Source organism: Peribacillus aracenensis (assembly GCF_025175645.1).
Classification (GTDB): domain Bacteria; phylum Bacillota; class Bacilli; order Bacillales; family DSM-1321; genus Peribacillus; species Peribacillus aracenensis.
In genome coordinates this window covers 1-25005 of the sequence record NZ_JANZMJ010000047.1, presented here as the reverse complement: position 1 = coordinate 25005, position 25005 = coordinate 1, and the positions used below count along the sequence as shown (strand labels likewise).

27 protein-coding genes and 5 pseudogenes are annotated in these 25005 nt (G+C 35.4%); 6 read left to right on the top strand and 26 right to left on the bottom strand.

Annotated features, from left to right (window positions below):
* Positions 1 to 88: 88 nt before the first annotated feature.
* The 5 genes from N0M92_RS27275 to N0M92_RS27255 all read right to left on the bottom strand — a co-directional run bounded on the left by N0M92_RS27275 (position 89) and on the right by N0M92_RS27255 (position 1882).
* Positions 89 to 229 (bottom strand): hypothetical protein, encoded by a 141-nt coding sequence (locus tag N0M92_RS27275; RefSeq protein ID WP_260288752.1) that lies wholly within the window; start codon positions 227 to 229, stop codon positions 89 to 91.
* Positions 230 to 305: 76 nt separating this feature from the next.
* Positions 306 to 485, bottom strand: a complete 180-nt coding sequence (locus tag N0M92_RS27270; protein ID WP_260288759.1) for an HNH endonuclease — start codon at positions 483 to 485, stop codon at positions 306 to 308.
* Positions 486 to 565: 80 nt separating this feature from the next.
* On the bottom strand, positions 566 to 889 hold the full coding sequence (locus N0M92_RS27265; RefSeq protein ID WP_260288751.1) for a hypothetical protein: 324 nt from the start codon (positions 887 to 889) through the stop codon (positions 566 to 568).
* Between the two features lie 436 nt (positions 890 to 1325).
* Entirely contained in the window at positions 1326 to 1529 is a 204-nt protein-coding gene (locus tag N0M92_RS27260) for a DUF1657 domain-containing protein (RefSeq protein ID WP_260288750.1), read from the bottom strand.
* Positions 1530 to 1711: 182 nt separating this feature from the next.
* On the bottom strand, positions 1712 to 1882 hold the full coding sequence (locus tag N0M92_RS27255; protein WP_260288749.1) for a hypothetical protein: 171 nt from the start codon (positions 1880 to 1882) through the stop codon (positions 1712 to 1714).
* Positions 1883 to 2465: 583 nt separating this feature from the next.
* On the opposite strand from N0M92_RS27255, the gene N0M92_RS27250 reads away from it, so the two are divergent.
* On the top strand, positions 2466 to 2873 hold the full coding sequence (locus N0M92_RS27250) for a DUF4183 domain-containing protein (protein ID WP_260288748.1): 408 nt from the start codon (positions 2466 to 2468) through the stop codon (positions 2871 to 2873).
* A 98-nt stretch (positions 2874 to 2971) separates the two neighbouring features.
* Here the strand turns inward: N0M92_RS27250 and N0M92_RS27245 are convergent, their stop codons facing one another.
* Positions 2972 to 3256 carry a DUF4183 domain-containing protein gene (locus N0M92_RS27245; RefSeq protein ID WP_260288747.1) on the bottom strand — a complete coding sequence of 95 codons (285 nt, stop codon included), beginning with the start codon at positions 3254 to 3256 and terminating at the stop codon, positions 2972 to 2974.
* A gap of 369 nt (positions 3257 to 3625) precedes the next feature.
* Here N0M92_RS27245 and N0M92_RS27240 point away from each other — a divergent pair.
* Together N0M92_RS27240 and N0M92_RS27235 are read left to right on the top strand one after the other, a co-directional pair.
* Positions 3626 to 4048: pseudogene (locus N0M92_RS27240) on the top strand (transposase); the annotation flags it as partial.
* Between the two features lie 548 nt (positions 4049 to 4596).
* Positions 4597 to 4782: a hypothetical protein gene (locus N0M92_RS27235; RefSeq protein ID WP_260288746.1), complete on the top strand. Its 186-nt coding sequence runs from the start codon at positions 4597 to 4599 to the stop codon at positions 4780 to 4782.
* Positions 4783 to 5363: 581 nt separating this feature from the next.
* Here N0M92_RS27235 and N0M92_RS27230 read toward each other — a convergent pair.
* From N0M92_RS27230 to N0M92_RS27165, 14 genes and pseudogenes are all read right to left on the bottom strand, one after another.
* Positions 5364 to 6216, bottom strand: a pseudogene (locus tag N0M92_RS27230) (transposase); the annotation flags it as partial.
* Positions 6217 to 6281: 65 nt separating this feature from the next.
* Positions 6282 to 6575 (bottom strand): MazG-like family protein, encoded by a 294-nt coding sequence (locus N0M92_RS27225; protein ID WP_260288745.1) that lies wholly within the window; start codon positions 6573 to 6575, stop codon positions 6282 to 6284.
* Positions 6576 to 6712: 137 nt separating this feature from the next.
* Positions 6713 to 6883: pseudogene (locus tag N0M92_RS27220) on the bottom strand (LOG family protein).
* A 146-nt stretch (positions 6884 to 7029) separates the two neighbouring features.
* On the bottom strand, positions 7030 to 7188 hold the full coding sequence (locus tag N0M92_RS27215) for an LOG family protein (RefSeq protein WP_260288744.1): 159 nt from the start codon (positions 7186 to 7188) through the stop codon (positions 7030 to 7032).
* Positions 7189 to 7408: 220 nt separating this feature from the next.
* Entirely contained in the window at positions 7409 to 7807 is a 399-nt protein-coding gene (locus N0M92_RS27210; RefSeq protein WP_260288743.1) for a cytidine deaminase family protein, read from the bottom strand.
* Between the two features lie 439 nt (positions 7808 to 8246).
* Positions 8247 to 8876, bottom strand: a complete 630-nt coding sequence (locus N0M92_RS27205; protein ID WP_260288742.1) for a DUF1349 domain-containing protein — start codon at positions 8874 to 8876, stop codon at positions 8247 to 8249.
* Positions 8877 to 9105: 229 nt separating this feature from the next.
* Positions 9106 to 9804, bottom strand: a complete 699-nt coding sequence (locus N0M92_RS27200; RefSeq protein ID WP_260288741.1) for a GNAT family N-acetyltransferase — start codon at positions 9802 to 9804, stop codon at positions 9106 to 9108.
* Positions 9805 to 10786: 982 nt separating this feature from the next.
* Positions 10787 to 11515, bottom strand: coding sequence for a GNAT family N-acetyltransferase (locus N0M92_RS27195; RefSeq protein ID WP_260288740.1), 729 nt, complete (start codon positions 11513 to 11515; stop codon positions 10787 to 10789).
* A 72-nt stretch (positions 11516 to 11587) separates the two neighbouring features.
* Positions 11588 to 11710, bottom strand: coding sequence for a hypothetical protein (locus N0M92_RS27190; protein WP_260288739.1), 123 nt, complete (start codon positions 11708 to 11710; stop codon positions 11588 to 11590).
* A 293-nt stretch (positions 11711 to 12003) separates the two neighbouring features.
* Positions 12004 to 12900 carry an NAD(P)/FAD-dependent oxidoreductase gene (locus N0M92_RS27185; RefSeq protein ID WP_260288738.1) on the bottom strand — a complete coding sequence of 299 codons (897 nt, stop codon included), beginning with the start codon at positions 12898 to 12900 and terminating at the stop codon, positions 12004 to 12006.
* Between the two features lie 23 nt (positions 12901 to 12923).
* Entirely contained in the window at positions 12924 to 13250 is a 327-nt protein-coding gene (locus tag N0M92_RS27180) for a thioredoxin family protein (protein WP_260288736.1), read from the bottom strand.
* A 351-nt stretch (positions 13251 to 13601) separates the two neighbouring features.
* On the bottom strand, positions 13602 to 14507 hold the full coding sequence (locus N0M92_RS27175) for an NAD(P)/FAD-dependent oxidoreductase (protein ID WP_260288735.1): 906 nt from the start codon (positions 14505 to 14507) through the stop codon (positions 13602 to 13604).
* 180 nt (positions 14508 to 14687) lie between these two features.
* Positions 14688 to 15689: pseudogene (locus N0M92_RS27170) on the bottom strand (MFS transporter); the annotation flags it as partial.
* Positions 15690 to 16276: 587 nt separating this feature from the next.
* Positions 16277 to 16663, bottom strand: a complete 387-nt coding sequence (locus N0M92_RS27165; protein WP_260288734.1) for an Rrf2 family transcriptional regulator — start codon at positions 16661 to 16663, stop codon at positions 16277 to 16279.
* A gap of 185 nt (positions 16664 to 16848) precedes the next feature.
* Here N0M92_RS27165 and N0M92_RS27160 point away from each other — a divergent pair, with 185 nt between their 5' ends.
* Together N0M92_RS27160 and N0M92_RS27155 are read left to right on the top strand one after the other, a co-directional pair.
* Positions 16849 to 17283, top strand: a complete 435-nt coding sequence (locus tag N0M92_RS27160; RefSeq protein ID WP_260288732.1) for an ABC transporter substrate-binding protein — start codon at positions 16849 to 16851, stop codon at positions 17281 to 17283.
* A complete protein-coding gene (locus N0M92_RS27155) occupies positions 17280 to 17531 on the top strand; it encodes a sigma-54 factor interaction domain-containing protein (RefSeq protein ID WP_260288731.1) in 252 nt (83 codons plus the stop codon). Before N0M92_RS27160 ends, N0M92_RS27155 begins: the two co-directional genes overlap by 4 nt.
* 113 nt (positions 17532 to 17644) lie before the next feature.
* Here the strand turns inward: N0M92_RS27155 and N0M92_RS27150 are convergent, their stop codons facing one another.
* The 4 genes and pseudogenes from N0M92_RS27150 to N0M92_RS27135 form a co-directional block, all read right to left on the bottom strand.
* Entirely contained in the window at positions 17645 to 17851 is a 207-nt protein-coding gene (locus N0M92_RS27150) for a hypothetical protein (RefSeq protein ID WP_260288730.1), read from the bottom strand.
* 14 nt (positions 17852 to 17865) lie between these two features.
* Positions 17866 to 18315, bottom strand: a complete 450-nt coding sequence (locus tag N0M92_RS27145) for a hypothetical protein (RefSeq protein ID WP_260288729.1) — start codon at positions 18313 to 18315, stop codon at positions 17866 to 17868.
* Between the two features lie 44 nt (positions 18316 to 18359).
* Positions 18360 to 19214 (bottom strand): glycoside hydrolase family 10 protein, encoded by an 855-nt coding sequence (locus N0M92_RS27140; RefSeq protein WP_260288758.1) that lies wholly within the window; start codon positions 19212 to 19214, stop codon positions 18360 to 18362.
* Between the two features lie 63 nt (positions 19215 to 19277).
* Positions 19278 to 19745: pseudogene (locus N0M92_RS27135) on the bottom strand (DNRLRE domain-containing protein); the annotation flags it as partial.
* A 594-nt stretch (positions 19746 to 20339) separates the two neighbouring features.
* On the opposite strand from N0M92_RS27135, the gene N0M92_RS27130 reads away from it, so the two are divergent.
* A complete protein-coding gene (locus N0M92_RS27130; RefSeq protein ID WP_260288728.1) occupies positions 20340 to 22799 on the top strand; it encodes a SpoIID/LytB domain-containing protein in 2460 nt (819 codons plus the stop codon).
* 557 nt (positions 22800 to 23356) lie between these two features.
* Here N0M92_RS27130 and N0M92_RS27125 read toward each other — a convergent pair.
* Together N0M92_RS27125 and N0M92_RS27120 are read right to left on the bottom strand one after the other, a co-directional pair.
* Positions 23357 to 23581 carry a hypothetical protein gene (locus N0M92_RS27125; protein WP_260288727.1) on the bottom strand — a complete coding sequence of 75 codons (225 nt, stop codon included), beginning with the start codon at positions 23579 to 23581 and terminating at the stop codon, positions 23357 to 23359.
* Between the two features lie 567 nt (positions 23582 to 24148).
* Positions 24149 to 24634, bottom strand: coding sequence for a hypothetical protein (locus tag N0M92_RS27120; protein WP_260288726.1), 486 nt, complete (start codon positions 24632 to 24634; stop codon positions 24149 to 24151).
* Between the last annotated feature and the right edge of the window lie 371 nt (positions 24635 to 25005).

The following is a 25005-nucleotide window of genomic DNA, read 5'->3' as shown; positions in this document are numbered from 1 at the left end:
ATGCGTGATGACAGAAATCAAACCATTCTTTCCACCGCCGCGGCCAAGGATTCATAAATGCTTTCTGTAAAAAACACGGTCATTTTTGCTAAAAATCAAAAAAGAACTGTCGTGCAAAATCCATTTCCTGTAATTTAATATAGCGTCGCACCTTTTTCACTTCCATCAAGTCTTCAGTATCAATTTTACTCATTAATTGTTCGTGTAAATTTTCAATTTCAGATGCCATATTCCCCCCTCCCCCGTTCCCCAGGTTGAATAAAATATGCAAAAGTTTTTGAACCGGATTTTGTTACCACATCTCATCATCCCATCTTTCTTTTTTCACCGAATACTCCTTCATGCATCTTGTTATAACATTGAAGGCATAGGGTTTCAGGGTTATCTAATACCAAAGCCAATTGAGGATAGTGTTCAATCTCATACTTATGATGAACGTTAAGCTCTACACTCTTTCGTTCACCTTGTACCTTGATTGAGTCCACATGCAACTTACCTTCATTATTCAACCATCTTTACCCATTCTCACCTTCTCCAAAATAAAAAGCAACTCGTAATGAGATGCCTATGATCCGCTATTAATCGTTAATACTTTAAGCCCTGTAATAAAAAACTGAAGTACAAAACCAATACCTTTTTCAAAAATTTGTTTTTTAACTTCCTCTAAGAAAAGTTGATTAATATTAGCCGGACTTGCGGTAGTAATAATTTCGTCTAAACGATATTGAAAAATTAACAACATATTTGCCTCAGTAATTGTTCCGTTTGTTTTATTTATTTGTTCCAAGTTCTTAAGTAAGTTTACAAGGTTCGATGTATCTTCACTAGTGTTTTCTAAAAAACCAGCTTCAATCTCACCTAATCTTATTAAATTGTTTATTTTGTTCAACTTTTTCTTCCTGTAATTCCAGCATTCTTTTTGCTCTTTGGATTTCCTCATTCCTAGTATTACTGGATTGTTCCGCTATTTTTTGCTGAAATCACTTTGAAAGTAAATTTACTTTAAGTGGCTTTAGATTCGATACCATCTTACTTATAGGAAACATATCCACTTCCTTATGACCCTCTCCTTCCATCTACTCATTTCGACAAAAGGAGGTAATTACCTTTCAATAAAAAGCACCCAATAAATGAGTGCCTTCAAATCTAAAAATCCCCTCCCAGATAGACTGTTAAGAACAATTTATAATGCTCTCTTTTTTACTCTGTCTACCTGTAGGGGATAATACCAATTCTTTCATGAGATCACCCTTTGTTTATTCTCATTGAAGGTAAAAAAGGTTGGTTAATACTCAACCAACCTTCCTTTCCTAGCTTTTACTTTATTATTGTTTGTATTGGGGTTCTTCTTGTTCGATTTGTTGAATACGTGGTTCAATGCTGTCTATAACGGATTGAGTTTGTTTAGCAGCATCTTGGTAAAGCTGCTTTGCTTGTTCGTTGTCTGTACCCAGTGAAAAGGTTTCGAAGCTAGCCTGAGCACTTTTCAAACCGGCAATAGTTTTATTAACATCATTGATTACTGTCATGAATAACGCCTCCTGTTTTCTAAAAGGTTTTTACTCTTTTAGAATGGTGAAAACAGAGCTTTTTATACCTTTAAAGTTTATCCATATTCTATATCTTAAACCCTTCATCAGAAGTAATTAAAAATACATGAAAAAATATAAGAGCAACCGTTTTATATCCAGACGGTTGCTCAATTTTATTGTTATAAACGATTCCAAACTCTCGTCAAATCTAATGGTACAAATACTTTATCCCCTTGTATTTCCTTATGTACGATAAGATGTGAAAAACATGGATCTAAATTCAGGCCTTCTGTTTTATGTCTAGCTGGATTTATTTCTAATAAATTTTTTAGGTCTTCGGGTAATCGCATAACTCTGGCTCCTTTTTATTTTTTATAAATAACATTTTTAAGATATCCATTAAGAATATTTTTATTGATAATTTGAGCAATTGCACAAAAATAAGGGCCTTTATCTACCAAGGTCCACTTACCTACAATAAATCAGTAAATTAGGCACTCTCCCCTTTTTTAAAAAACAATGAGCTTCGTCTTCTTAAGTATTGCCTTTTCCCCTAGATTCCAGAAGTCTATTTTCATGGTAGTTTAAGTACAATCCTTCACAATTTCGTCTAACCTATTTTGTGAGTTCTTCAATCTATCTAGGTTTTGGTCTTCTGTACTTACACGGCTTAGCAGTCGTCGGCTGAAGGAGTATAGATGGATGAAGTAGAAATTAGGTTGTATGTATAAATGGAGGGAACGGGAAGCTTGAAGATAAAAGAAGTGAAAAGTCGGAAAGAGTAAAAAAATGTGTATGAAGTGAAAATTATAGAGGCTGTAGAACCCATACCTAAACCAATAGAAATGAATATATAAAGTGTAAGGAAGTACAGAACAAATACAGAGAATTTCGGAACATCATTATCCAAAAAGGAGGGTTTAATAGAAAGTTATGACTAAGAAATTAATCGGTTATCATAGCATGTACCAGAAGGAAAAGAAAACAGGACTGTGTAATAAAAATAATTGTATATCACCAAGTCCGCCAAGAGGTTGTCCTAATATTTATCCAGTGAGGGAAAACCCAAATCCAATTAACATTTTAAAGGTAAAAACTTTTCAATATACTGCAATCTCTGACGGTATAAAAAGGATTTATACCAATCGAGATGGCGTATTAAAATACGGAAGCTCTGGGATTCTTAATCCAAACAGCGTATCTTATATAAACTTATTTATAAATGGAATATTACAGCCAAATATAAATTACATCGTAGAACAGGGAAAACTTACATTCTCTAACGATTTACCCCTATCTGGATCCCCTATTATTCTTCAATTTGTAATAATTTATGGATAAAGAAAAAGTAGAAAGTTCTTACGCATCCAATGAACAAAATGCCGGATAATCACCAAACCAATTGATTACCGGCATTTTTTCATTGGCAATCATGAGTATTAGTTGACTACAACTTCAACAACAATTGGAGTTGCAGCATCAAGTGCATCGCCACCTGGAATAGTTATAGTAGTAGTAGTAAGGGTTGAGGTATCAGCTGTTTGAATCTGAGCATTTATATATAAAACATAATAAGCAAATGAACCTGGAAATGCGGTTGCAGCTGCACCAGCATCATCCGTAAAGGTTGTTGCTGCAATTGCAAATGTCGCCCCAGTACCTGTACCATCTCCTATTGTGGCAGTAAACTTTCTGGAAGCCATAAAAGGTTTAATTATCGCCATTTAGACCCACCCCCTTCTTTTTTAATGTTTTTCTAGACAGTCCTTAAGAGGTTGTCCACCCCCTTGTTAATTATCTTATTTCATACTTCGAATTAAGGAACGGCAAATTCACTTTTTGTATGATAACACATTAGTAAAAGACCATACTAAAATAAGCCCACCATATTCTAATTTTTTGAAGGACTTGAACACTGTGTCGTTATTTTGATTGGTTATGCAGTTTGTGGTTCAGATGGAGGGATTGTTGTATTTCCTTTCTTTTTTAGGTATTCTATCATTTTTAATTCTTTGTTCATTTGTTTTTCTTCAAGGTAATTTGAGCCTAGTTCATGATAGAGTTCTCCTGTTTTTAAGATGTTGTAAGCAATTATGGAATATGAGTTGCTGGCTTCAGTTCCTGGAGATGCAACCATTGTTGATTTGCTTTCAGAAGTTGGAAGCTTTTCACTTTATGAAAATCCACTCCTATTGATTAAACTAGCGGGATTAACATTACGTGAAAACTTATCTGGTCAACATAAGGGACAAAAACATATCTCCAAACAAGGAAGAAAGCGACTTAGATATATTTTTTTCAAAGTAATAGTACCACTCATTCGTCACAACGAGGGGTTTAAACAGCTTCATGAATATTACACAACACGCCAACAAAACCCCTTACGCGGAAAGCAATCGATGGTTGTACTCTGTGGTAAATTGTTGAAAGTATTGCATGGTATTTGTAAAAAGAAGGCCTATTTTAAGGAGCAGGATATGATAAAGGATCTCTACTGCCTCTCAGAGGCAGCGTAAGCATTTCTAACTATCGATTTATACAAGAAGGAGGAGTAGCGGGTGCGCCAACGCGTACTGGCCCTGAAAGCTTTAACGCAGCAGCATACTCTGACTAATCGTGTGCTTCATTTCAATAACTAGTTTGCTTCGGCAACCATTTTTTATAAAACTAAAGGAGGATAGTTTATTCGAACTGTGCATCTTTATGTTCGATAGAAACCTATGTCAATGGATGGTCACTAGTCTTTTAAATTAGGATTTACCCTATTTCTAAATGAAATATTTTATTTACTTTAATAACAATCCTTCCATTTTATTTTAACGCCTTTTTTTAGTATAGATGGGGCATCATTTTAAAAAATGCATATAATAAATGTGCATCTAAAAATATCCTTTATACAAAAAACTCTCGGATTGAGGAAACCGAGAGTTTTTTGTATAAAGGACTAGCGTCTGTGTTTTTTCACCTTAACAACTTGTATAGCTTTTACGAGGATGCACAAACCGTGTAGTAAATAAAGAATTCTGAACTGAATATAATCTTTTAAGGTCTCGGGGGGATACTATTGAAAACTTGGGAAATGATTAAACAGTCTGTACAAGGAGATATTTGGTATTCGGAAACTTTAGGTTACTTGATCACTCATACATCTAGAGGATTCGTTTCACTAAAATCAAAATCAAAATTACATTCAATAAAAGCATCAAATAACTTTTTACGTGCCACTGACGGGAAAAAAATTAATAAATAAAAGTTCTCTTGCTCAAACAAAAAAAGGTAACTATTTTGGAAATAAAAATAGTTACCAATAAACGGGAGTGTATACTAATAATAAAATGGGTTTCTAGACGAAAAAAATTGCACAGTTTGTGTCAACTCTACACTAATCCTTAATGAACCTCCCTCAGTTTGATGCGAATATCTCTCGAATGCTCACTTATTCGCAGGATTTCCTAACCCTTGATTGTAAGTCACGGTTAAATGGAGTGATTTCAGGACCTGAAGATTTCGTGAAGGCATAGTTAAATAAAGGAGTTGTACAAAACTCCGCATTTTACCATATAATACACATTCTCCACACCGCCCCTGGAGGCTTTCCCTCCCATGTTTCAACGGGTCAATTGCCCTATCATTCCTTCGTCATGCCTATCCAAGGGGTGGAAGCCAGTTATGCTATCCTTATGGGTTAGTGCCTTTTTTGGATAAGTCTGGTGATCCGTACATATTTGAAATCCTACGAATAAGTCAACATTCATAAAAAGAAAAAGTCTATGAAGATTAGTTTATGAAGGTTCTCTTTCGAGAACCTAATTAAAAAATCCCCCTTTAAAACTATGCAACCAGTTCAGTAATAGGTTGAACTTTATCTGCACAATAAGCCTCGTTTCTGCGTGCTATTTCAACAAATATACTGGCTAGCTTCCTACCAATTTCATAATCGATTTCATTTTCTTCATTTTTTTAACCTTAACATTATGGGAGTGAATAGCTCAAAATTCCGTGTTATTCATCACAAGGCTCATGGTGGCTAAGTAAAGAAAACGTCTTAGCCTAGATCGCCCTCTCTTAGAGATGACAATTTGACCTTTCCACTTACCAGCGCTTGCTTCAGCCAAATGAAACCCAGCGTGCCGAAGTAAAGAATTACCGTGTGAAAAACCACTTAGACCTCCTGCTTCACCCAATATCCGGCTAAAGAAATTTCACTAATTCCCTTAATGGCAAGCAGCTTCTTGGCAAAAAGTATTTGTTTTAATACATCCTTAACCTCTTGTTCCACTCTTTCGAGTTGTGAGAATACGAGATTATACTTCTCTAATAATTGTTCCAAATGAAACTTATACGCTTCAAGTGCTTGTCTTGTACCGACAGATTTCTTAGCTAACTGAAGAAGTAATTAAGCTTTCTTTAATCCAGGCTGCCTTTTCATTATGGATTTCCATCCTGAAACAACATCATCAGGTTTCAGGGAACGCAGTTCCATTGGAGATGGAAATAAACGAAGTGTGGCGATTACCCCTTTAGCAGTCATGTCTTTAAATACTTGCCTGAGTTCAGGAAAGACGATATCCACCCAACGGTTTAATTGATTAATCGTGCTAACGAGTCGTTTAATTCCCACATCACGGTTAGACATAAGGACCCTAAGTATTTCAAATGATTCTGAAGTGTTCCTGACAAAGGAACAAATGCTTCCGTTAAAGAAGGTATATTATAATTTTTACTTTTTTACTAAACGATCAAAATTCGTTAACTGATTTTGCTTTCCCACTTATCCAACTTTTTACTAATTAACTCCTGTAATTCTTTATCGTTCTCGGATAATTTGTAAAACATAGCTAAGGCTACTAAAATAACATCAATACATTCCTCTTTTACATCTCCGATTCCTAATTGTTTGTACTCACTTCCGCTTACTTTTAAGTAAGATAGTACAGCTTGAGAGGTTTCGCCAACTTCCTCTGATAGCTTTAATGCCATTTGCTCTAACGTTTTTGGTTCTTTTTCACTGAGTAACTTAATTTCTTTTAGCAGCTGTTCCAAGACTTCTCCCTCTTTCTTTTATAATTTCTAAAGTTATTTTAATTTTATTATTGCCATTTATGTATATATAGGACTTTTGTAATCCTTAAGTTTTTTTACTAACTCATTTGAATTATATTGTCAATGACTATTAAATCTTAATACTGCGATTTTATAAATCCTTGGTCGATCATATGGTCGAAAAGAGATAAAATTGGTGTATAGTAATTGTTGATATTAAGTAATGCACAAGGTTTATTATGTTATCCTAGTTGAGCCCAAGTAAATACTTCAAACCATTCCTCTAAAGTACCAGAACCAGCAGACAATGCAATAAACCTTTCAGATACTCTGCCATTATGCCCTTTCTTTCATGCATAGTGTTAACGACATGAAGTTCGGATAGTTGTTGATGTATTATTTCAACATTTTTTAACTTTTCAGGTAATACCCATTACCTTACCACCTGCTTCCATCACAGCATCAGCAACTGCACCCATGTAACCATCGTTGCTCCTCCATAAACAAGGTTTAATCCATTATCCACCAAAGTTTTCCCTAAATTCCTTTCTTCCTTCATATAGATGGAATCATTTCCCTTAAAAGAACCACAGTAAACTGCAATTGTTTTCATATATAATCTCCAAAAAAATAAACTAAAACTACGTATACAACATTATTTTTTCAAACATCATTTTCCACGAACTAAAGAAAAAACGTATATATGAAGATATAAAGTGAAGGACACTCTTTTTTCTAGATGCCATTTTCGCTATTTCATTCCAGGTATTTATCGTAAAATCTTTGGTATCCCTTTTTCTGTATTGTTAAATTAATAGATACTTAGTGACCTATTACCACTTTCTACCTCGATTAGATTTCCAGTCATACGGCAAAATCTCTTTCAATAAAACAAACGTGTCATTTTCAACCTCTACAACAGCTTCTAAATTTTCTTTTGAAAGCTGACTGATCAACTCACGGCACCGTCCACATGGCGGAACAGCATTTCCTTCCGAGTCAACTGCTACAATAGCTTTTATTTGATATTCACCATGTTTCAGCATGTCTGCAACTGCAGCATGCTCTGCACAAAAACCCAAGGAACAAGCTGTATCTATGCTAATCCCTGTATAGATATTACCATCTACAGTTTCAATGGCTGCACCAACACCTCCGTACTCAACAAAATCATTTAATACTGTAGGTGAAGAAACTGCAGTTGCAATCTTTTTTATCTCTTTATGATTCATAAGTGTCAACCTCATTTTCTGGTATATTCAATGACAAGCTCTATTGCTTAAAATATAAAGGTTTTTAAACAAATTGCTCTTTTACTGTTGTTACGCCCAAACACTCGTTGGATTCCAAGGCCTTATCCGATCTCCATATTTCCCCTCCAATTCGAATCCTTCAAACTCCGTAGCAAAAAATCGCTCTCCTGGGATTTGAGAGAATCCTTCCCTCTTTTTATCACCTCGGCCATCCAAGCGATATTTTCTGTTAGTCTATCTTTTTCTGCTTCTTTATCCATTATAATGCAAGCATCTTTAAAGACCCCGTTTCACCATGTTAGTCGCTATTCAATTTGTTTAATTATTTTTCCATGATTTCCACCAACTACAACATTATCTGTTTTATCTTTTGTTACTGATTCCCACCTTATAAAAGAATAAAAATAACCTTGTGTTTTTAATAAACTATTGTTTTATTATCTATATTTTCAATTTTAATAAAGTCGAACTCGGCTTCGTAGTTCTCTCCTTGTGGACTGCAAGCATAAATACCAACTTTAATACAATCCTTCTCTTCAAAGAGGTGGGCCATTCTTATTTGTTTCCATGAAGTACCATCTAATGAATGATCAACATAGTAATTACTTCCTCTTCTTGTTATTCGATAAAAAAGCGAATTCAGATTTTCTGAAAATTCCTGGCTAGACCAATCAGAAAAGCCATTATTTGTTACAACAACACCTAATTTACTATTACCATCAGGTATATATTCAACAGATGTCTTTAACCAAGTATCTTTTGAAAATCGAACCATTAAACCAGCTTGATCATATCTGTTCTTTGGTTTAGATTTTACTTTAGTAATTAATCTAAAGTCTCCATTTAGCTCATAATATAAAAAATGTCCATTATCAGCTTGAAATTCATAATGTGTTTTTTGCCAGAAATCCGTCCCTTTGTCAGTTTTCACCATTAAGTACCTTTTCTCGCAATTAACCTCCCATTTTTTAGGTGGCGAGAACCATCTTAAATGTTTATCTAATTCTGTATTGTTGAATTCTTCTATTAGTATGTAACTATTGGTCATTAATACTGTCTCCTTCACCTGTTATATTCTTTTTTATTAATGACTCTGTTAAAAGAAAATGCTGATGGAGGGATCATGAGAACCCTGTGGGGAAACGGTAAAATTCTTTAAATAAAATATAATAACTATATTTGCTATACAAAATTTGATTTTAAACATCTTTATTTAAAAATTCCATAGGTTTTAAACAATAATTTTTTTAGCAACTCCCTCCAAATCTTTAAAACCATTAATTGTTGAATAAGGCTTCATTATTAACCCCCATTGTTTTAAGACAAAGCTCTATAATATCCTTATCAATTTCATTCACGATATAATATTTTTCTCTAAAAATACTTCTAATGGCATTGCTGACTTCTTCATCATTAATTTCATTGAGTTGCACTCTTTTAATAAATAAATTTAAAGGTATATTACTCGCGCCAAAATGTAAGGGTGGTTGCAAATAATCTATGTTTTTATATTGTTTATAATTATTTCTTTCGAAAAATTTATTTCTTTTGATACAGTCTTGCTTTTCTATTTCTGTATGTACCATTTCTTCTGTTTCTGTTTCCAGAATAACTGCCTTCAACAAGGTATATCCTGCAAGAAAAGCATCTTTATTTAATAACTTTTCTAATTCCAATAATGTTTTTGTTCCTAATCCTTTACTTCTCACAACAGGATCTGTAAAAATATAAACGATAAATCCTACATTTACATCAGCTAAATAATGTCCGGTTGCAAAAGATACCATTTTCTCCCCTTCAAAGCCGACTAGGAACCGAAAATTATTTGGTTTATTTCTTTTTGCATATTGTAAGCTTTTTAAGAATATATCATGTGATTCTCTCACTTCTACAGGGAATACTCGATCAAAAATTTTCAAGGCCTTTTCTAAATTACTTAAATTATCAATTGTGATTTCATCCCATTTAATAGTCATGCACTATCCTCCCTAACAAAATTTTCCTAATTGTATCATGAATTATAAAAGCATAACCGAAAATTATAAAATCACCTTTAAGAATGCTAGCAACACAAAATAAATTACAGAAAATGTGAGAGTAGCTGGTTTCCAATTTAATATAGAGTACAACCTTCAAAACACATAGATTATACGTTAAACCAATGTTGGATATACAATATTAAGCAGAATGATAGTATATGAAAGTGTTTTTCAATCTCACAATAACGTTGATTTTAGTTAGGGAAAAATGATGGGAATTTTCAGCACAATCATTGCCTTTTCTTTATAGACCCCTGAATAAATTGGTAGGGCCGTCTTTCCAGTCCTGACTACTCCAAAATGCTTTCAGTAAAATTTGCTTCCTTATTTAATCCATCATCGATCACTCCATTTTGGAATTTTAGTTCGGAGTGTCATTCCATTTTTCTTTCTTCAAAATCAAAAATTTTCATTAACTAATCTATGAAAATATTGAACCTCTACTTTAAGCTTACTTGATTCGGAATTTTATGCCCCCATGCACTTAAGGCAACCATTGCATCCACATGAAATTTTGCTAACAAGTCATGCGGGATATCGACAGTATTGGACTGTTCAATGAACGGTCGGACCTGCTAGGGGGCTCAAAGGATCAAACACGTGCAGAGTAGCTGGAAAAAGTTCAAACACTAGGATCAAAATTTGTATTCTAGGTGCCCTTTTTACTATTTCATTCTAAGTATCCATCATAATATTCTTTTGCTTCCCTATTTCTGTTTGATTTTATTTAAAGATACTTAGTAAACAATTACCACCCTCTACCTCGAATGGTTTTCCAGTCGTACGGCAAAAGCTCTTTCAATAAAATAAATGTGTCATTTTCAACCTCTACAGTCTGGCTGCTCATCGCAGCCATCAGGCGTATGTCGCGCCGCATCGCAAGAGCTTGAATAAAAAAATATAATTTTGAGTCGAACTCTCAGTCAGTGGAGTCGGGAGAAATCACTTCCCACTTTCCAAACAGCGTTAAACCCGCCGCTTTAGCCAGCAACGTAGATGCCTGGTTATCAAGCTGGCATCGGTACTGGGGTTCGTATCCCTGATCACAGGCGTACTTACTGATTGAACGCACCACTTTGCGGGCGTGGCCTTTTCCTCTAATTGGCGTTAGAGTCAGTACACCGAGATCCGCAATTTGCGCATTCTCCCAGGGATACATGCTGGCGGCGCTGACCAGGCGGTTTTGCTCAAAAGAGCCGAACACCAACCAGTGATCCAATTCCACATAAGCGTCATCCAAGTCTTGTTCTGAGGCGGAGGACTGGAAATCGGAGAAAACCGCATCATCTTGCTCTGTTAACTGGCGCAAGACACCTTCCAGGTTTTCTTCCATCAATATGTTCTTATCGGCTTCTGAAAAATAAAAAAGATAATCTGCGCCATGCAAAATGACTCCTGCTTCATTCAATTTCCGGCGAAAGGTCGACTCAGACAGGTCTTGTCGTTGATTAAGACCTACCTTATCGGCCAGCGCAGGCGTCAGGGCCGCCATAACCCGGCCGTCGGAGGTTTCCAACATCATGACCCGACGGTCTTCACTCAGTTCAGGATTGATGGCTATAGTAAATACTTCATCGCTATAGAGGACGTGTCCGTTCAAAAATGGCGCCCTCCAAAAGTCAGTTATCGTTTGTGAAAATAAAGGCATACTTCTTACCCCCTATATAATTGAAATTCTATTAAAAAATACCATATAGAGTGAAAAACAAAAACGTTTTATCTAATTTTTCATTCTTTTTTTGTTTTTTTCTAATAATTCTGTCGTAAACCAACCTGCTATTCCTACAAGAAGTAAAATTATTATAATAGATACAATTTGAACAATATTATCTCCTAAATACATTATCTCATCCTCTAAATAAGAATAGAAATATTTCAGGTATTCGGTAAACCCCCCTTTGAAACGGTAATTTTTCATTTTGTTAACTAATTGTGTATGCTGTATGAATAAATATTCAATCTAAGTTTTTTCTGGTTAATGCCTTTATACCATAATTCCAAGGAATTTCACCTTGGTAAGTTTACAATTATAATAGTCAACAATCTGCAACGGCGATCGAATCGATCAGCAGGAGGCAAATGTGAAGGAAAATTTTATAAAATCGAGATCATTGATTACTTTTAGGAATCTAATTTTCAAAATTTCTCAATCGAAATATCTGTATTGATTGCTATTGCTGCTTGTATACCAGTAGCTTCTGATAGAACTATTTCAGATGGTGAAGGCTGAGCAGTATCACTTGCTGCATAAACATTTTTTTCCGATGTTCTACCAAAATAATCAACGACAATTAACCCGTATTCATCAAGATCACAAGAAAACCCTTGGACAATAGCATTGGTTGAGTATAATGATGGAGTAATAAAGGCAGCTTCCCTATGAATTTCTATACCATTTTGAAAGACAATACTACTCAACATTCCGTTTTGACCTCTAATTTCCTTAATCTTTTCAGTAAATACTTTTATTCCTTTTTCCTCTAATTTCTCTTTTTCATTTTGCTTCATCTCATTTCCATTTGTTGCTACGATGAGATCTTCAGACCAGTTGTAAATAATTTTAGCTGTATGTGCTGCACTATTTGTTTCATTTATATAAATCAATTTTTTATCTCTTATTTCCCAACCATAACAATAAGGGGAAGTAAAAATACTTTTGTTATAATACAAATCAATATTCGGAATATCCGACCTTATTTTTACGCCCTCAGTGAGAAGTATTCTTTCAGCAAGGAAACCTTTACCATCATTAGTATAAATTTTAAAAAGCTTATTATCTGCTTGTTTAATAACTCGTTCAATCTGATTATCAATTGAATGGATATTTGGATAATGACCTAATTTTTCTTTTGCATACTGCATGAATTCAGCTGGAGTGTTTCCATTTCTTAAAATACTCTCTTGGGATTCAAATGCAAGGTGATCACTATTTGTATTAAACAAAGCTACCGCTCTCCTCGCTCTTCCTAATAATAAAGCAGCATTTAATCCTGCTGGTCCATCTCCGATAACAGCACAATCATAAAGGCTCATCTTATTTTCCTCCTCTTTTTTAATTAATTACTGGTTCTAAATCCTATAAGCTCTTTCAGGTTCTCAAGGGATATAAACCCAACTATTGGTTCTTGTAATTTATTATTAATAATCAAACGAGAGTGGGGTATTCCGAGTACTCCAAAATCAGCTGCAAGCTCGGGGCTTTTGTCAACATCTATTTTTACGATTTTTACTTTACTACTTAATTCTTTATCCAGCTGTTCAAGAACCATTCCAAACATTTTGCAAGGGCCACACCATTGTGCCCAAAAATTTAATAAAACTAGCTTATCAGTTTTAAAATGTTGTTCTAAGTCTTGACTTGTTGTTGCATGAACAATTGACATGTCTTTTCCTCCATTTCAAGTTTCAAGTGTATTTAGCATCCATAAATAATCTTCTTACATTTAAATTCTCCGAGATGTAATAACTCAATTAATATCTTTTTGATTTTATTACATTAAATCACCTCCCCTCCTTCCATCAAAAGATATTAAAGGTATTTAATATCTTTAATAGAAAAAAGTTTTGTAGTATTTCTTCACCAATTTAAAGATCTCTCTAAAACTTTTTTTTGGATATAATCAGTATAATTAGATGAATGGTTAACCTTGTAGTTTTCCAAATTGGTGTATTTTATCACATTGACGCACTCTTTCAACAGGCCTTCACATTTAAATGCTTTCCATTGTATCTCTTTAAAACCTTTCATCTATCATATCGAGATTAACTGCCATTGCTGCTTTAGCTCCTTCTGATGCTGCTATGATTAATAAAGACTGACCTAATTTGGATGTCTCTCCTGCCGTGTAAATATTTTTCTGTGTAGTACGGCCTGAATCATCTGTCACAATGGCTCCATTTTCTTTTATTTCACAACCGAGCTCCTCTGCAAATTGATTTGGGCGAATGTAGGAAGGTACTATAAATCCTCCAAATCTTTCTATTTGATGTCCTGAATAAAATTCCACTTTTTTTAAATAGCCATCTTCACCATGTAGATTCTTAATTGGTTCGGTGATAACCGTTATATTATTTCTCGATAGTTCATTCATGGTAGGATTGGACAACTCATGACCATTTGTAGCTATTACTAAATCCTTGGACCAGTTGGAGACAAGCTTCCCGATATGAGTAGTATATTCTTCATTTTCGGAAATAACGATCAGGGACTGGTCTTGTAATTCCCACCCATCACAATAGGGACAGCTGAAGAGGCTTTTCCCATAATACTGTTTTATATTTAGGTTTGATGGAAATATCTCCTGTACTCCCGTTGCCAATATGATTTTTTCTGATAGATACTCTGCGTCTTCCATAGTCACAATTTTAAACCAACCGTTCGATTGTTTCGTTATTTTTGAGACCGTATTTTCAAGGTACTGAACAGATGGGTAACTTTTTATTTCGTCTAAGCCAATTTCTTTAAATTCTGCAGGCTTAATTCCTTCACGTGTAATAAAGCCATGTGATTCCTGCGTCACGCGATTCCTGTTTGTTCCATTATCAAATAACGCGACCTTTTTGCGAGCTCTTCCTAAAATCAAACTTGCATTTAGCCCAGCTGGACCTGCACCTACAATCACACAATCTAATACTTCCATAAGTAGTCATCCCTTCGTAATTTATTAAAATTCCATATAATTTAGCCCAATTCATTATGCCACCAACAAACAAATTTAATTTTACATAAAAGACTTAAAAGACTTTTTATATCTCTAATGTTCTGAAAAATAATGGTGGATTATAAATCCACTACAACGCGGAACGAAACCTAGACATCCCTAATCTAGTGGTTTTTGCTGTTCAATTGACAGTGTCTCCTTTCGTTGTCCAGTCCTTGGACTACGACGAGACCAGATTACCACTGGAATAAGGAGCAAGGACAATAACACCTCCCACTAAGGAGAGGATAGCGTAGTTGAAATTCGCAACCACCATACCTGAGAGCGCACCACCAGAGGCTCCCATTAAAGCAATCAGAACATCAATCGACCTTGCGTTTTCGCACGGGTATCCGCTGCAGTAGCATCCACAATAATTGCAGTTCCACTAATCAAGCCAAAGTTCCAACCAAGACCAAGCAACACAGCGCGATAAGGAGAAGCACCATAGAATCAGCCGGTACCCAGGCAGCCATAAGCCAAGATAATAGCAACGTGAGACCCGAAGCGTAAACCATAACCGTTCTTCCCCACTTATCGACTAAAATCCCAGTTATAAGTGAAGGCAGATACATGGCCGCGATATGAACGCCGATGACTAGCCCGACTTCCCCTAAACCATGCCCATGATGCTTCATGTGAACTGGAGAAATAGTCATAATGGACACCATAACAACGTGTGTTAAAATCATGACTGTTGCCCCAACCGCAATTTTTCGGTTATTGTTGACCTGTGGCTGCTCCTCTTCCACACCAGACAGTTGATTCGCAAGCTGTGCCCGCGCAATGACTTTGGCCACTAGGATCGTCTGGTCGGAGAAAAGCCAACAGCACCAAACCGGCAAGAGTAAAAGCAGCGGCTGCAGAATGAATGTTCCCGCAAGAGGAGGAACACCGATAGACTCCGCAAAATCGTCCCATCACGTCCACTAAATTTGGACCAGCAAACGCACCAAACGTGGTTGACATCAATATAATACTGATTGCCTTTGCCCTCTGGGACGGTTTGGCCAAATCGGTACCCGCATAACGTGCCTGTAAGTTGTAAGCTGAGCCAGCACCATAGATAAACAATGATACAAAGAGTAGTTGAACATTCGACATGACTGCTGCAAGAACAACGATAAATAACGTTCGTTGTGGGAGCCTTTGCTGTTTTTCAGGTGAATCACTGTAGGTCTGCCATATATCCGTTAGATTTTGGTGTAAAGTGATGTTTTCCTACATACCTTTTTCTGAACTTTTCATCTATTAATAAGCCCCCTTGGCTATCAAATATAATAAATCTTATTAGCTTCTGCTGATTAAACCATCGGTTAAATTTACTTTGCTGTCATACCTTCCTCCAAAAAATAAGCTTTCAGCAACATAAACCACATAGAAGCAATAAGAATTCCGGAATTAAACGATTAATTCTTCATGTCACAGCAAGCTTTATAGCTACAAATCGAATTTTTCCAATAAAATCGACATAGATCCTGCTTCATACTCCGCATAAGGAGGAATTTCCAGTAGAATAGCTGTTCCTAATTTTATTTTTTCGTCCAATCCGTTCCTATAGAGCTTCAGTGAATCCTCGTAGTAATAAAGAAGGTTTACTTTGATGCACGTAACAATTGCAAACAACTTCAAATCACCAATAGAAGACTTAAAAGACTCTTTATATCTTTGATGTTTTTAAAAAATAATGGTGGATCATAAATCCACGATTATTTTTTTACAAGATCTGATATTTTTTTATTCCTTAACTCTTCTTCCAGTTTTTCCTCTGCCGAAAGCATTACCTCTTTTATCACACATTCTGGATCGTTGTATAAACAGCAATCAAACAAAGACGATTTACCTTCAATAGCATGTATGATGTCCAAAAATGAAATGTCTTCCCAATTCTGCCTAAGAGAATATCCTCCATTGGCGCCTGAAGAAGAAATAATCATTCCTTCCTTAACCAACTTGGTCAATATTTTAGACAAATAAGTAGGAGAAACGTTTTGCTTTTCGGCTAACTGTTGTACACCAACGGGTTTATTTGGTGTAGCCATTGCAAGAAAAAGCATAGTGTGAAGGGCATAGTTTGTAGCTTTTGAATACTTCATGCTGTGTGAATCCACCCCCATAAGAGACTTTATGTATCTACGATAACCTTATTGATGTTACTGTGTCAAGTAACTTTTTTATCAATACATGATATTAGAAGTATTTCTAGTAGCCCCTTCAACTAATAAAAGGGTTAGTAACCATTTCGGAAAATTTGTAGTTTCGATTTAAACGGGAAAGTTGTGTGAAGAGCGAAGACCATCGGGATATTTTTCATCATTTAAGTGGAAAAGAACTCGACACGGCCTGCAGGAAAATTGTTGTTGATACAGATCATCGCCATATGGCACACCAAGTGAAAATTGGCAAAGCCATGCCTGATGGGCAATTTGAGATTGTCTGGGATTCAGAACGGAATATTTCCCCGCGACCATTTAAAGTGAAGCATAGTCAGTCAAATGTTGTCCTAAAATCTTGGGGACAAATCAGTGAAGAAGCAATTTTAGTGTTATCTAAGGAGAATGTTGTTTTGTATATGAGCAAAAAAGCGGCGGATATGACTCGTTTCTATCAAGAACAATCCCTTACGGAACAACTGCTTCAATCTATGTACCTTCTTTTTACGTCAATCATTACGAAGCAAATCATCAACATTCGTATATGCTTAAACAGAAAATGAATGTTCGGTATGTTAAACCATTTCTTTCATTAGGTCGTATTCAAACATTAAGTCAAGGTTTCCAAACAGAGCTGGAGGTAGCGAGAATAGCTGCCCAATCATCTGCTAATGTCCTTATTCTTGGAGAAACAGGAACGGGAAAAGATGTGATTGCCCAGACGATTCATAACAAAGTGACCGAAGAAATGGACCTTTTATTCCTTAGAGAACTTAACCTTGTATTTATTTGCTTTATTTCCAACAGTTAAATCCGCATCATCTGTTTCAGCTTTTTCACTGACAATCTCATTGTTAATGTTTTCCCATTCCTTGTCTTTTTTATAGTGGATGGGTTCTGTATATTCCTCTAGTACGTATTCTCTTATCTTAGATATGTTTTAGAATTTTCAGTTCTTAATTCATCTATCTCTTTTAATTCTTTTACATTTTTAATAGATTCTGATTTTTTATTCTTCTCTGCAACAGCGATACTTCCTTGCAAAGGTGTAATAATAGATACAAGCAACGCAAAAATTATTGTCCATAATACAAATTTATATCGATTTCGCTTTCTTTTACCAACCGCCATCTTTTTCCCTCGAATTAATTTATTGTAGTGCTACTTACTTTTCCCGCTTCAATAGTTATACCGTAATCTGTGTCATTTATTTTAATACTATAAGTTTCAGGAATTAAATCAATGATTTGACAGCCACCACTTCCATCCGTATACGTCTTTCGAATCTCGTGTCCTGTAAGCTTTACCAATTGATAATTTGCATAATTAGTAGAAACAGATAAATGACCTTTATTTGGTTTTACTTTCCATGGTAAATCAGGTACTGAAGGATAAGTGGCGAACGCTGGGGCTGAACTGTAAGTAGATACACTGCTTAATGCTTTGTAAAATTCACTGTTCGTTACATTATCTTTATTGGTAACAGCATAGCTATAAAGGCTTACACCGCCTAATTTCTTACCTATTTCAGATTGTGCTTGAGCTTTGTTGATTTGTGATAAGCCATCTTGAATCGAGTTTAAATAAATACCCATTCCAGATAGGATCATTCTTTTACCTTGAATATCTTTCTCCCACTCTAACCAGTTTTCAAAATATTTTTTTGAGTTGTATCGTATTCTCTAAAGTAATTCATTGGGATAGCTAAATCGATTGATCCCTCCTCCAACCAACTTCGCCAGTCTTGAAGTGCACTGTTCATATTTGAAGAGCTATTCCAATCTTCCACTGTCTTAGGACCATCTCCCCTAGCAATCATAGCTGCTGAAACAGTAACAGAAGGTTTTACACTCTGTACGGAGGTATAAATTTTTCTAACCATGTTGTTCACTTGATCTCTTCTCCATTGTTTCCATTTAGGATCATCTGGCTGCGGTATACCTGTTTTTCCGTGAGCTTGATTATACCTTTGTACACTTACGTCGTTATAACCCCATTCTTCACCCATGTAACGTACAAGGTCCATTTGGATTCCATCAACATCATAATTATTTACAACATGTTGAATGACATCTCTTGTGTAATTAGCTGCATCAGGGCGACCTGGGTCTATAACATAGTCAGATCCACTGACGTAACTTCCTGAGTTGGTTTTACTTAACCAGTTATTTTCGCTAGGTTGAGACATACCGTGGGCATTGAAAATATGATTAGAATCTTTCGGAGCCGTTGTTTTATTCCAAATTGGCATCATGGCAAACCAAGCATAAACTTGGATTTTCGGATTGGCTGAATCTGCTTTTTGAATCACGTCCGCAAGAGGATCATAGTCACTTTGCAAAAACGAATCTTCTGTTTTTGGTTCAAGCGCTTTTGAATAATAAGCATCTCCACGCCGCCTAACCTGTAGAAAAATTGTATTTGCGTTACTTGCTTGAACATCTTTAAATAATTGATCAACTTGAGCTGGGGTTTTTGCACCATCATGGAACATATCTACCCAAAATGCTCGATATTCTTTTTGGGGTTCCGGAAGAGAATACGCAATCGTTAACTTTGGCTTTAGTGTGGTATAAGTTGATTGATTGTTTGAATAAAAAATCTTTGGAACCTGGGTTTCATCACGAAATTGAACAGTAACACCCCAATTAGTTGTTCCACTATACCAACCTCTCATCAAGTCTGTGATAAAAAAATCTTTCCATGAAGGTGTATCAACAACAGCATTTGATATGCTACTACCTACTGAAGGTTTATTGTTCCAATTAATTGTCGTAGCACTCCATGAACTGTTTACAGATTTAATGTCTACGGTAACTTGATTCGTTGAGTTGTAATATTGATAAAGACTAAATTAAGCTGAGGTAATGACTGCACCTTTAGGAAGGGTTGGTAATTTAAATTTCAAAAAGGAGCGTGTTATTCCAAAGTTTTGATGTTTTCCAACAACTAAATATTGACTCATTGAGTAATTAGTAGTGGAAGATTGACTACTAACAAAAGCATCTTCTACATCTGATGGCATACTTACCCATATTTCTGAAGGCGTGGCTGTCTCTACCTTCGAAACTTTGTAATTTGCATAATTTTCAATGCCAGATAATAAGAAAAATAACCAAAAATATTCCTTTTTTCATATTTTCACCCTTTTTTCTACAATTTTCCTCGTCAGAAGAAGAAAAGTATAGTTTGATACTAAAAAAGGAGAATAGGTATAAATAACCTCTTTTTTCTTTCATACATCTAAGAAATTAAACATATATCATTCTTTTGATCTCTTATTAATACTAGATTTGAAACCTCCTAGATTTTGTACTTGGGGAATATCACCAACATAGGAGCTTATCCATACATAGACCCACGGTGCAGATATTCCACCCACTTTTGAGGGGAAAGGTACGATTTGGAAGACCTATACGAAAAGGCTTTTCTCACTCATTTAAGTTTTTTAAAAAAACATATGAATATAACGCGAATGTCTTCTTTTTATCTTTTACTGGTTGTGCTGGTGATGGCGATTAAGTGGAACCCCTAACATAGTAAAATATAGTGACCTGTGTGTAATTATGGGTGCTATACTATTATTTAGGTATTTTTTTAATTCCGAGGAGGTTTTTCAATGAAAAAGGTGCGGTATGGAACATGGATGTTTGTTATACTCGTTCTCATGCTATTTTTGCTTCCAGAAATATCAGTTAAGGCGGCATCTGATCCAATCATAAAGGTTAAATTAATAGGTTATCTTGGTAACAAAACTGAGATTACCGTCGAACCGGAAGTCACGTACACTACGAATCTAGCAAATATAAAACTAGAATCGAACAAGAAGTATACTTTGAGGATTAGCGGTACTGACATTGTTGTTCTGTCAGATTCAAACGAACTAGGCAAAGCTTCTGAGATTGAAGTGAAACCTGAAACAGGGAACGGTCCACTTTCGATTAATGGCCGTACATACTTAGGTAGTTTCCGTTTTATTATAGAAGATGGGAAATTCATCCGTCCGTATAACTCGATTGGTCTTGAAGATTATTTAAAAGGGGTTGTTCCAGCTGAAATGCCGGCTTTATGGAATCAGGAAGCCTTAAAGGCACAGGCTGTTGCGGCAAGAACCTATGCAATGGGCTATATCAACAAAACGCCCGACGACACAATGAGTTACCAGGTATACGGTGGCTACGCTTGGCACGAAAATTCAACAAAAGCTGTTAAAGCAACAGAAGGTCAGGTCATTGGTTATGGTGATAAACAACATGTAGGTTCAGATGCTCTTTTTTACTCAAGCAATGGAGGAAAAACCGAGTCAAACAAAAATGTATGGGGCGGCACAGAGCGACCATATTTAATGGTTAAAGACGATCCATATGATCCTCAAACTGTGTGGGGTTTTAGTGTGAAAAAGCAACAAATAGACCTTACAAACTTAGATTTAACCAAAGCTGATACATGGTGGGCGAATAAGAAGGAAGCCCAACAAACACAAGAAATTTCTAATATTAAAGCATGGCTACAGACAAATGGCTATACAGGCAAAGACATTAAAATTACGGCTGTCCCTTTCCTATCCCTTCACGCACCAACTAGCGGCGGCAGAGTGAGTAAAGGAAGTATTACGATTGAATTTCTAGTAAAAGAACAGGGGAAAGCGCTACAGCAAAGTGTAATATTAGAAGACGTAACGGCTTCAAAAATTAGAGCGATTATCGGTCTGAGCTTAATGAAAAGCTTTTTGATAGACAAAGTGGATACTGCAAAGGATACGATTAACGTTTCAGGCAAGGGCTTCGGCCATGGTGTCGGGCTAAGTCAGTATGGCGCGAAAAAAGCTGGAGAACAGGGAAACACGTATCGCGATATTCTTGCATTCTATTATGAGGGGACAGGCTTAAAACAAGCATATAAGCCAGAACCTGAGGAGGTAGAACCAGTAAAGCCCGAACCGGCACCAGTCATTCCAACGCCAATCCCAACACCAGTTCCAGATCCTGCAACTAAAGATGAAACAGCACCAACGATTAAAAATATAAAAACCGATTACGTTTCTAAAACAAACCAAGTTAAATTAACCTTTGATACGAATGAAAAAGCGAATGTGACAGTGGAAGTAAAGGATGAAAAAGAACAATCCATCGCATCTCTCATCAAAGGGGAGGAAAAGCCTTCAGGATCGCAAGTAGCTGTTTGGGATGTATCAGAGGTAAGCAACGGATTATATACCTTTGAAATTACAACGATTGATAGTAGTAATAATACAAGTTCAGCATCAGTTCCATTTACATTAACAAAGCCTGATACAACGGCTCCAGTTATTAAAAATACTAATACGTCATATGACTCAAAAACGAATAAAGTTTTCCTGAAGTATGAGATTAATAAAAAAGCAAACGTTATCGTTCAAGTAAAAGACGCAAAAGGCAAAATCCTAGTTACTCTGATCAATAATACAGAGAAAAGTGCGGGGGTCCAATGGACATCGTGGGATGTCTCGAAGGTCACGAACGGGAAGTACTCATTTGAGATTACAACGATTGACAGCAGTAAAAATAAAAGCTCAGAAACGGTTCCATTGACATTAACAAAACCCGATATAGCGGCACCTTCCATTAAAAATATAAAAAACTCATATGATTTAAAAACTAATAAAGTTTCTTTGAAGTATGAGATTAATGAAAAGGCGAAGGTCACCGTTCAAGTAAAAGATGCCAAAGGCAAAATTGTGGCGACACTGACCAATAATACTAATAAAAGTGCCGGTGTCCAAAGTGCATCATGGGATGTATCAAAGGTATCGAACGGAAAGTATACGTTTACCATTACAGCGATAGATCCAAGTAAGAACAAACGCACAACGACGACTTCCTACACATTAAACAAACCAGCAGCGAAGAATATGACTGGCAAGGTCAATGCTACAAAGTTAAATGTCCGTTCCAAACCATCCACATCAGGGAAAGTTCTTGGCTCTTTGAAGAAAAACCAAACCGTTACCGTCATTACTAATAGCAGTTCTTGGTACAAAATAAAGTACGGTAAGGAAACAGGTTATGTTTATGGAAAATACTTAACGAACGTCCAATAACGAAATCTATTCATGAAAAGCCCAAATCAATATTTGGTGAGCACTGAGAAAGACCTTGATTATTTAAAAGCCTAAAGTAAACCAAAAAATTTAACCTTTATAGTTAATTAGGCAACCTTAGGGGCATGAACCGGTAATCTACTTGGTTCATGCTTTTTAAATTGAGCTAGATTCGTTGGTCTCTCGAACTCCCTGAGTCAACCGATTTCACTTATGAACAAAAAGGTAACGCTTTAAGAAACTTTATGAGATTTATTCGCTATTGCTAAAGACCTTTTTTAAGGTTTCCTTTGCCTATTATAAAAACTACCTCTCATGAGTCCTATATTAAATCAAAATATTCTACCGAGGTTTATTCCCAAATACATCTTGGTTTATTCCCGGCACTTAAAAGAACCATCCTTATATATTCCCTACTTATATATTTGTAACTGTTTTATAGATAAAAAGCAGAACAAGGTTGAATAACTTGTTCTGCTTTTATAAATCTATTCAGAAACTACAAATGTCAATCATTATCACTTATTTAATCTACGACCCTAAGCAATTCATCTTTATTAGTCTTTAATAGTTTTTTCTATATCACTGTTTTTTATATATTGTGTAACGGCTTTATTTACTAGGTCTGTAATAGTAATGCCCGTTCCCTTTTTTGCTACGTACAACTTTAATTTATAGTGCAAATCAGCATTTAATTTAACTACTTTTGTTTCTGCAGCCTTTGTCTTTTTTGCAAATGTACTATCCACGCTATCTTTATGTTGTCTATCCGAAAAACTCATTATATTTCCACCTTTTTTTAATTTCTTTTCATTTTAATTCTATCGGCCATTCGCTTAATCATTTTCTATAACACTTAATTTGTACATTTTAAGTGACTTCCTATCTTTCTTCGTATACCCTCAAATTAATAAAAGTTATTTGGATATGGTTTAATATTTTTTCAGTTTTAATTCATTTGATAATCACTAACGATTTACAAAACCTTCAAACTGTGCTTTGTGGTAGTAGTAATATAAGCTATGAAGGGATTTAAATTAGAAACAGCAATTACTCTGGATCTTTCTTCCTTATCATATAATAACTTACCTAGAGACTTGGCTACTTACCATCGGCCGAAGAGTATTATGTTTTAATACCATAATAATAATTACCTAATAAAAACATTATAATATATTAGTTACTATTTTACATTTAATTTCGTTTCTTTTATTCACTTCATTAATATGTCCCCTCTAAATCTAAGGGTCATTTATTTTAATTAAGGCTATAATAATGTCAATTAGTACTCTGCAGACATTAAATCAATGGCACTGTACTGGTACGAATCAACTGTAACCCAATGGTTGCTAATTAGGTTCTTCTTGTTTCAACTTAATCATTGAATTGATTTTCTCCCTATACTTCTCATTAGTGAAAATTTCTTGCGTAGTCGTTGAATGTAATTTTGCATGTCTAGAAAAATTTGTAGACACCAGCCATCGACCACAATATGGACATGGAAGCTGTCCATCTACCTGCCATTGTGTTGTTATGAATCTATTTGTATTTGAGGCACTTCTTTTTGTTTCTTTTTTGACTATTTCTGTATTCACTTCGACTACATCATCATTCATTTTGTATTCATCTGAAATTGCTAATTCTTCTGATTCACTCCCTTTCCCTGTCATTTCACGCTCTACTAGTAGACAAATAGCTTCACTGATAGATAGACCGAGTTCGGCACAATAACCTTTAAAGTCACTGTATAAGCTTTCTGGAAGGCGTGCGGTTAATACTTCTGTCTTTTCTTTTCTTCTCCGGTTCCGCGCGAATTGTTCTAAGTATGTTGTCATGTAATCCCTCCTAAATCCTCTTACTGATTTTATTCGGTATACATCATCTTATTACCTTCACATCAACATGTATTCAATTTCATAGCTATACAAATCCATACGTAGTCTTATAGTTATATAAACAAAAATAAACTGTAGTTAGAAGTTTGAAAGGGTTAAAAAATCAAAAATATAAAGTTTCTGGTTGGATGCTCTTTTTATATAGTACATAAATACAGTTTTACAGGTATACAGGTTACTCTATTGGATTTGAGTCAATATTTTGGACACTAAAAAGTTAAATCTTAAGCTGTATTCCTAATTCGATCTTCAATGGCTTGTGGGGTTTGATAGCCCAAGCTGCTGTGAATTCTTTTTCGGTTATACCAACC

Coding starts and splice junctions, on each gene's coding strand:
- N0M92_RS27205 (WP_260288742.1), bottom strand. CDS start 8,876: ATGACCAATAGTTACATACTAATAGAAGAATTCAACAATACAGAATTA.
- N0M92_RS27180 (WP_260288736.1), bottom strand. CDS start 13,250: ATGTCAATTGTTCATGCAACAACAAGTCAAGACTTAGAACAACATTTT.
- N0M92_RS27120 (WP_260288726.1), bottom strand. CDS start 24,634: ATGACAACATACTTAGAACAATTCGCGCGGAACCGGAGAAGAAAAGAA.
- N0M92_RS27185 (WP_260288738.1), bottom strand. CDS start 12,900: ATGAGCCTTTATGATTGTGCTGTTATCGGAGATGGACCAGCAGGATTA.
- N0M92_RS27165 (WP_260288734.1), bottom strand. CDS start 16,663: ATGAAGTATTCAAAAGCTACAAACTATGCCCTTCACACTATGCTTTTT.
- N0M92_RS27275 (WP_260288752.1), bottom strand. CDS start 229: ATGGCATCTGAAATTGAAAATTTACACGAACAATTAATGAGTAAAATT.
- N0M92_RS27155 (WP_260288731.1), top strand. CDS start 17,280: ATGAATGTTCGGTATGTTAAACCATTTCTTTCATTAGGTCGTATTCAA.
- N0M92_RS27130 (WP_260288728.1), top strand. CDS start 20,340: ATGAAAAAGGTGCGGTATGGAACATGGATGTTTGTTATACTCGTTCTC.
- N0M92_RS27195 (WP_260288740.1), bottom strand. CDS start 11,515: ATGCCTTTATTTTCACAAACGATAACTGACTTTTGGAGGGCGCCATTT.
- N0M92_RS27140 (WP_260288758.1), bottom strand. CDS start 19,214: ATGTTCCATGATGGTGCAAAAACCCCAGCTCAAGTTGATCAATTATTT.
- N0M92_RS27125 (WP_260288727.1), bottom strand. CDS start 23,581: ATGAGTTTTTCGGATAGACAACATAAAGATAGCGTGGATAGTACATTT.
- N0M92_RS27190 (WP_260288739.1), bottom strand. CDS start 11,710: ATGTATTTAGGAGATAATATTGTTCAAATTGTATCTATTATAATAATT.
- N0M92_RS27175 (WP_260288735.1), bottom strand. CDS start 14,507: ATGGAAGTATTAGATTGTGTGATTGTAGGTGCAGGTCCAGCTGGGCTA.
- N0M92_RS27210 (WP_260288743.1), bottom strand. CDS start 7,807: ATGAATCATAAAGAGATAAAAAAGATTGCAACTGCAGTTTCTTCACCT.
- N0M92_RS27260 (WP_260288750.1), bottom strand. CDS start 1,529: ATGACAGTAATCAATGATGTTAATAAAACTATTGCCGGTTTGAAAAGT.
- N0M92_RS27200 (WP_260288741.1), bottom strand. CDS start 9,804: ATGACTATTAAATGGGATGAAATCACAATTGATAATTTAAGTAATTTA.
- N0M92_RS27250 (WP_260288748.1), top strand. CDS start 2,466: ATGACTAAGAAATTAATCGGTTATCATAGCATGTACCAGAAGGAAAAG.
- N0M92_RS27245 (WP_260288747.1), bottom strand. CDS start 3,256: ATGGCGATAATTAAACCTTTTATGGCTTCCAGAAAGTTTACTGCCACA.
- N0M92_RS27215 (WP_260288744.1), bottom strand. CDS start 7,188: ATGAAAACAATTGCAGTTTACTGTGGTTCTTTTAAGGGAAATGATTCC.
- N0M92_RS27255 (WP_260288749.1), bottom strand. CDS start 1,882: ATGCGATTACCCGAAGACCTAAAAAATTTATTAGAAATAAATCCAGCT.
- N0M92_RS27145 (WP_260288729.1), bottom strand. CDS start 18,315: ATGGGTATTTATTTAAACTCGATTCAAGATGGCTTATCACAAATCAAC.
- N0M92_RS27150 (WP_260288730.1), bottom strand. CDS start 17,851: ATGGCGGTTGGTAAAAGAAAGCGAAATCGATATAAATTTGTATTATGG.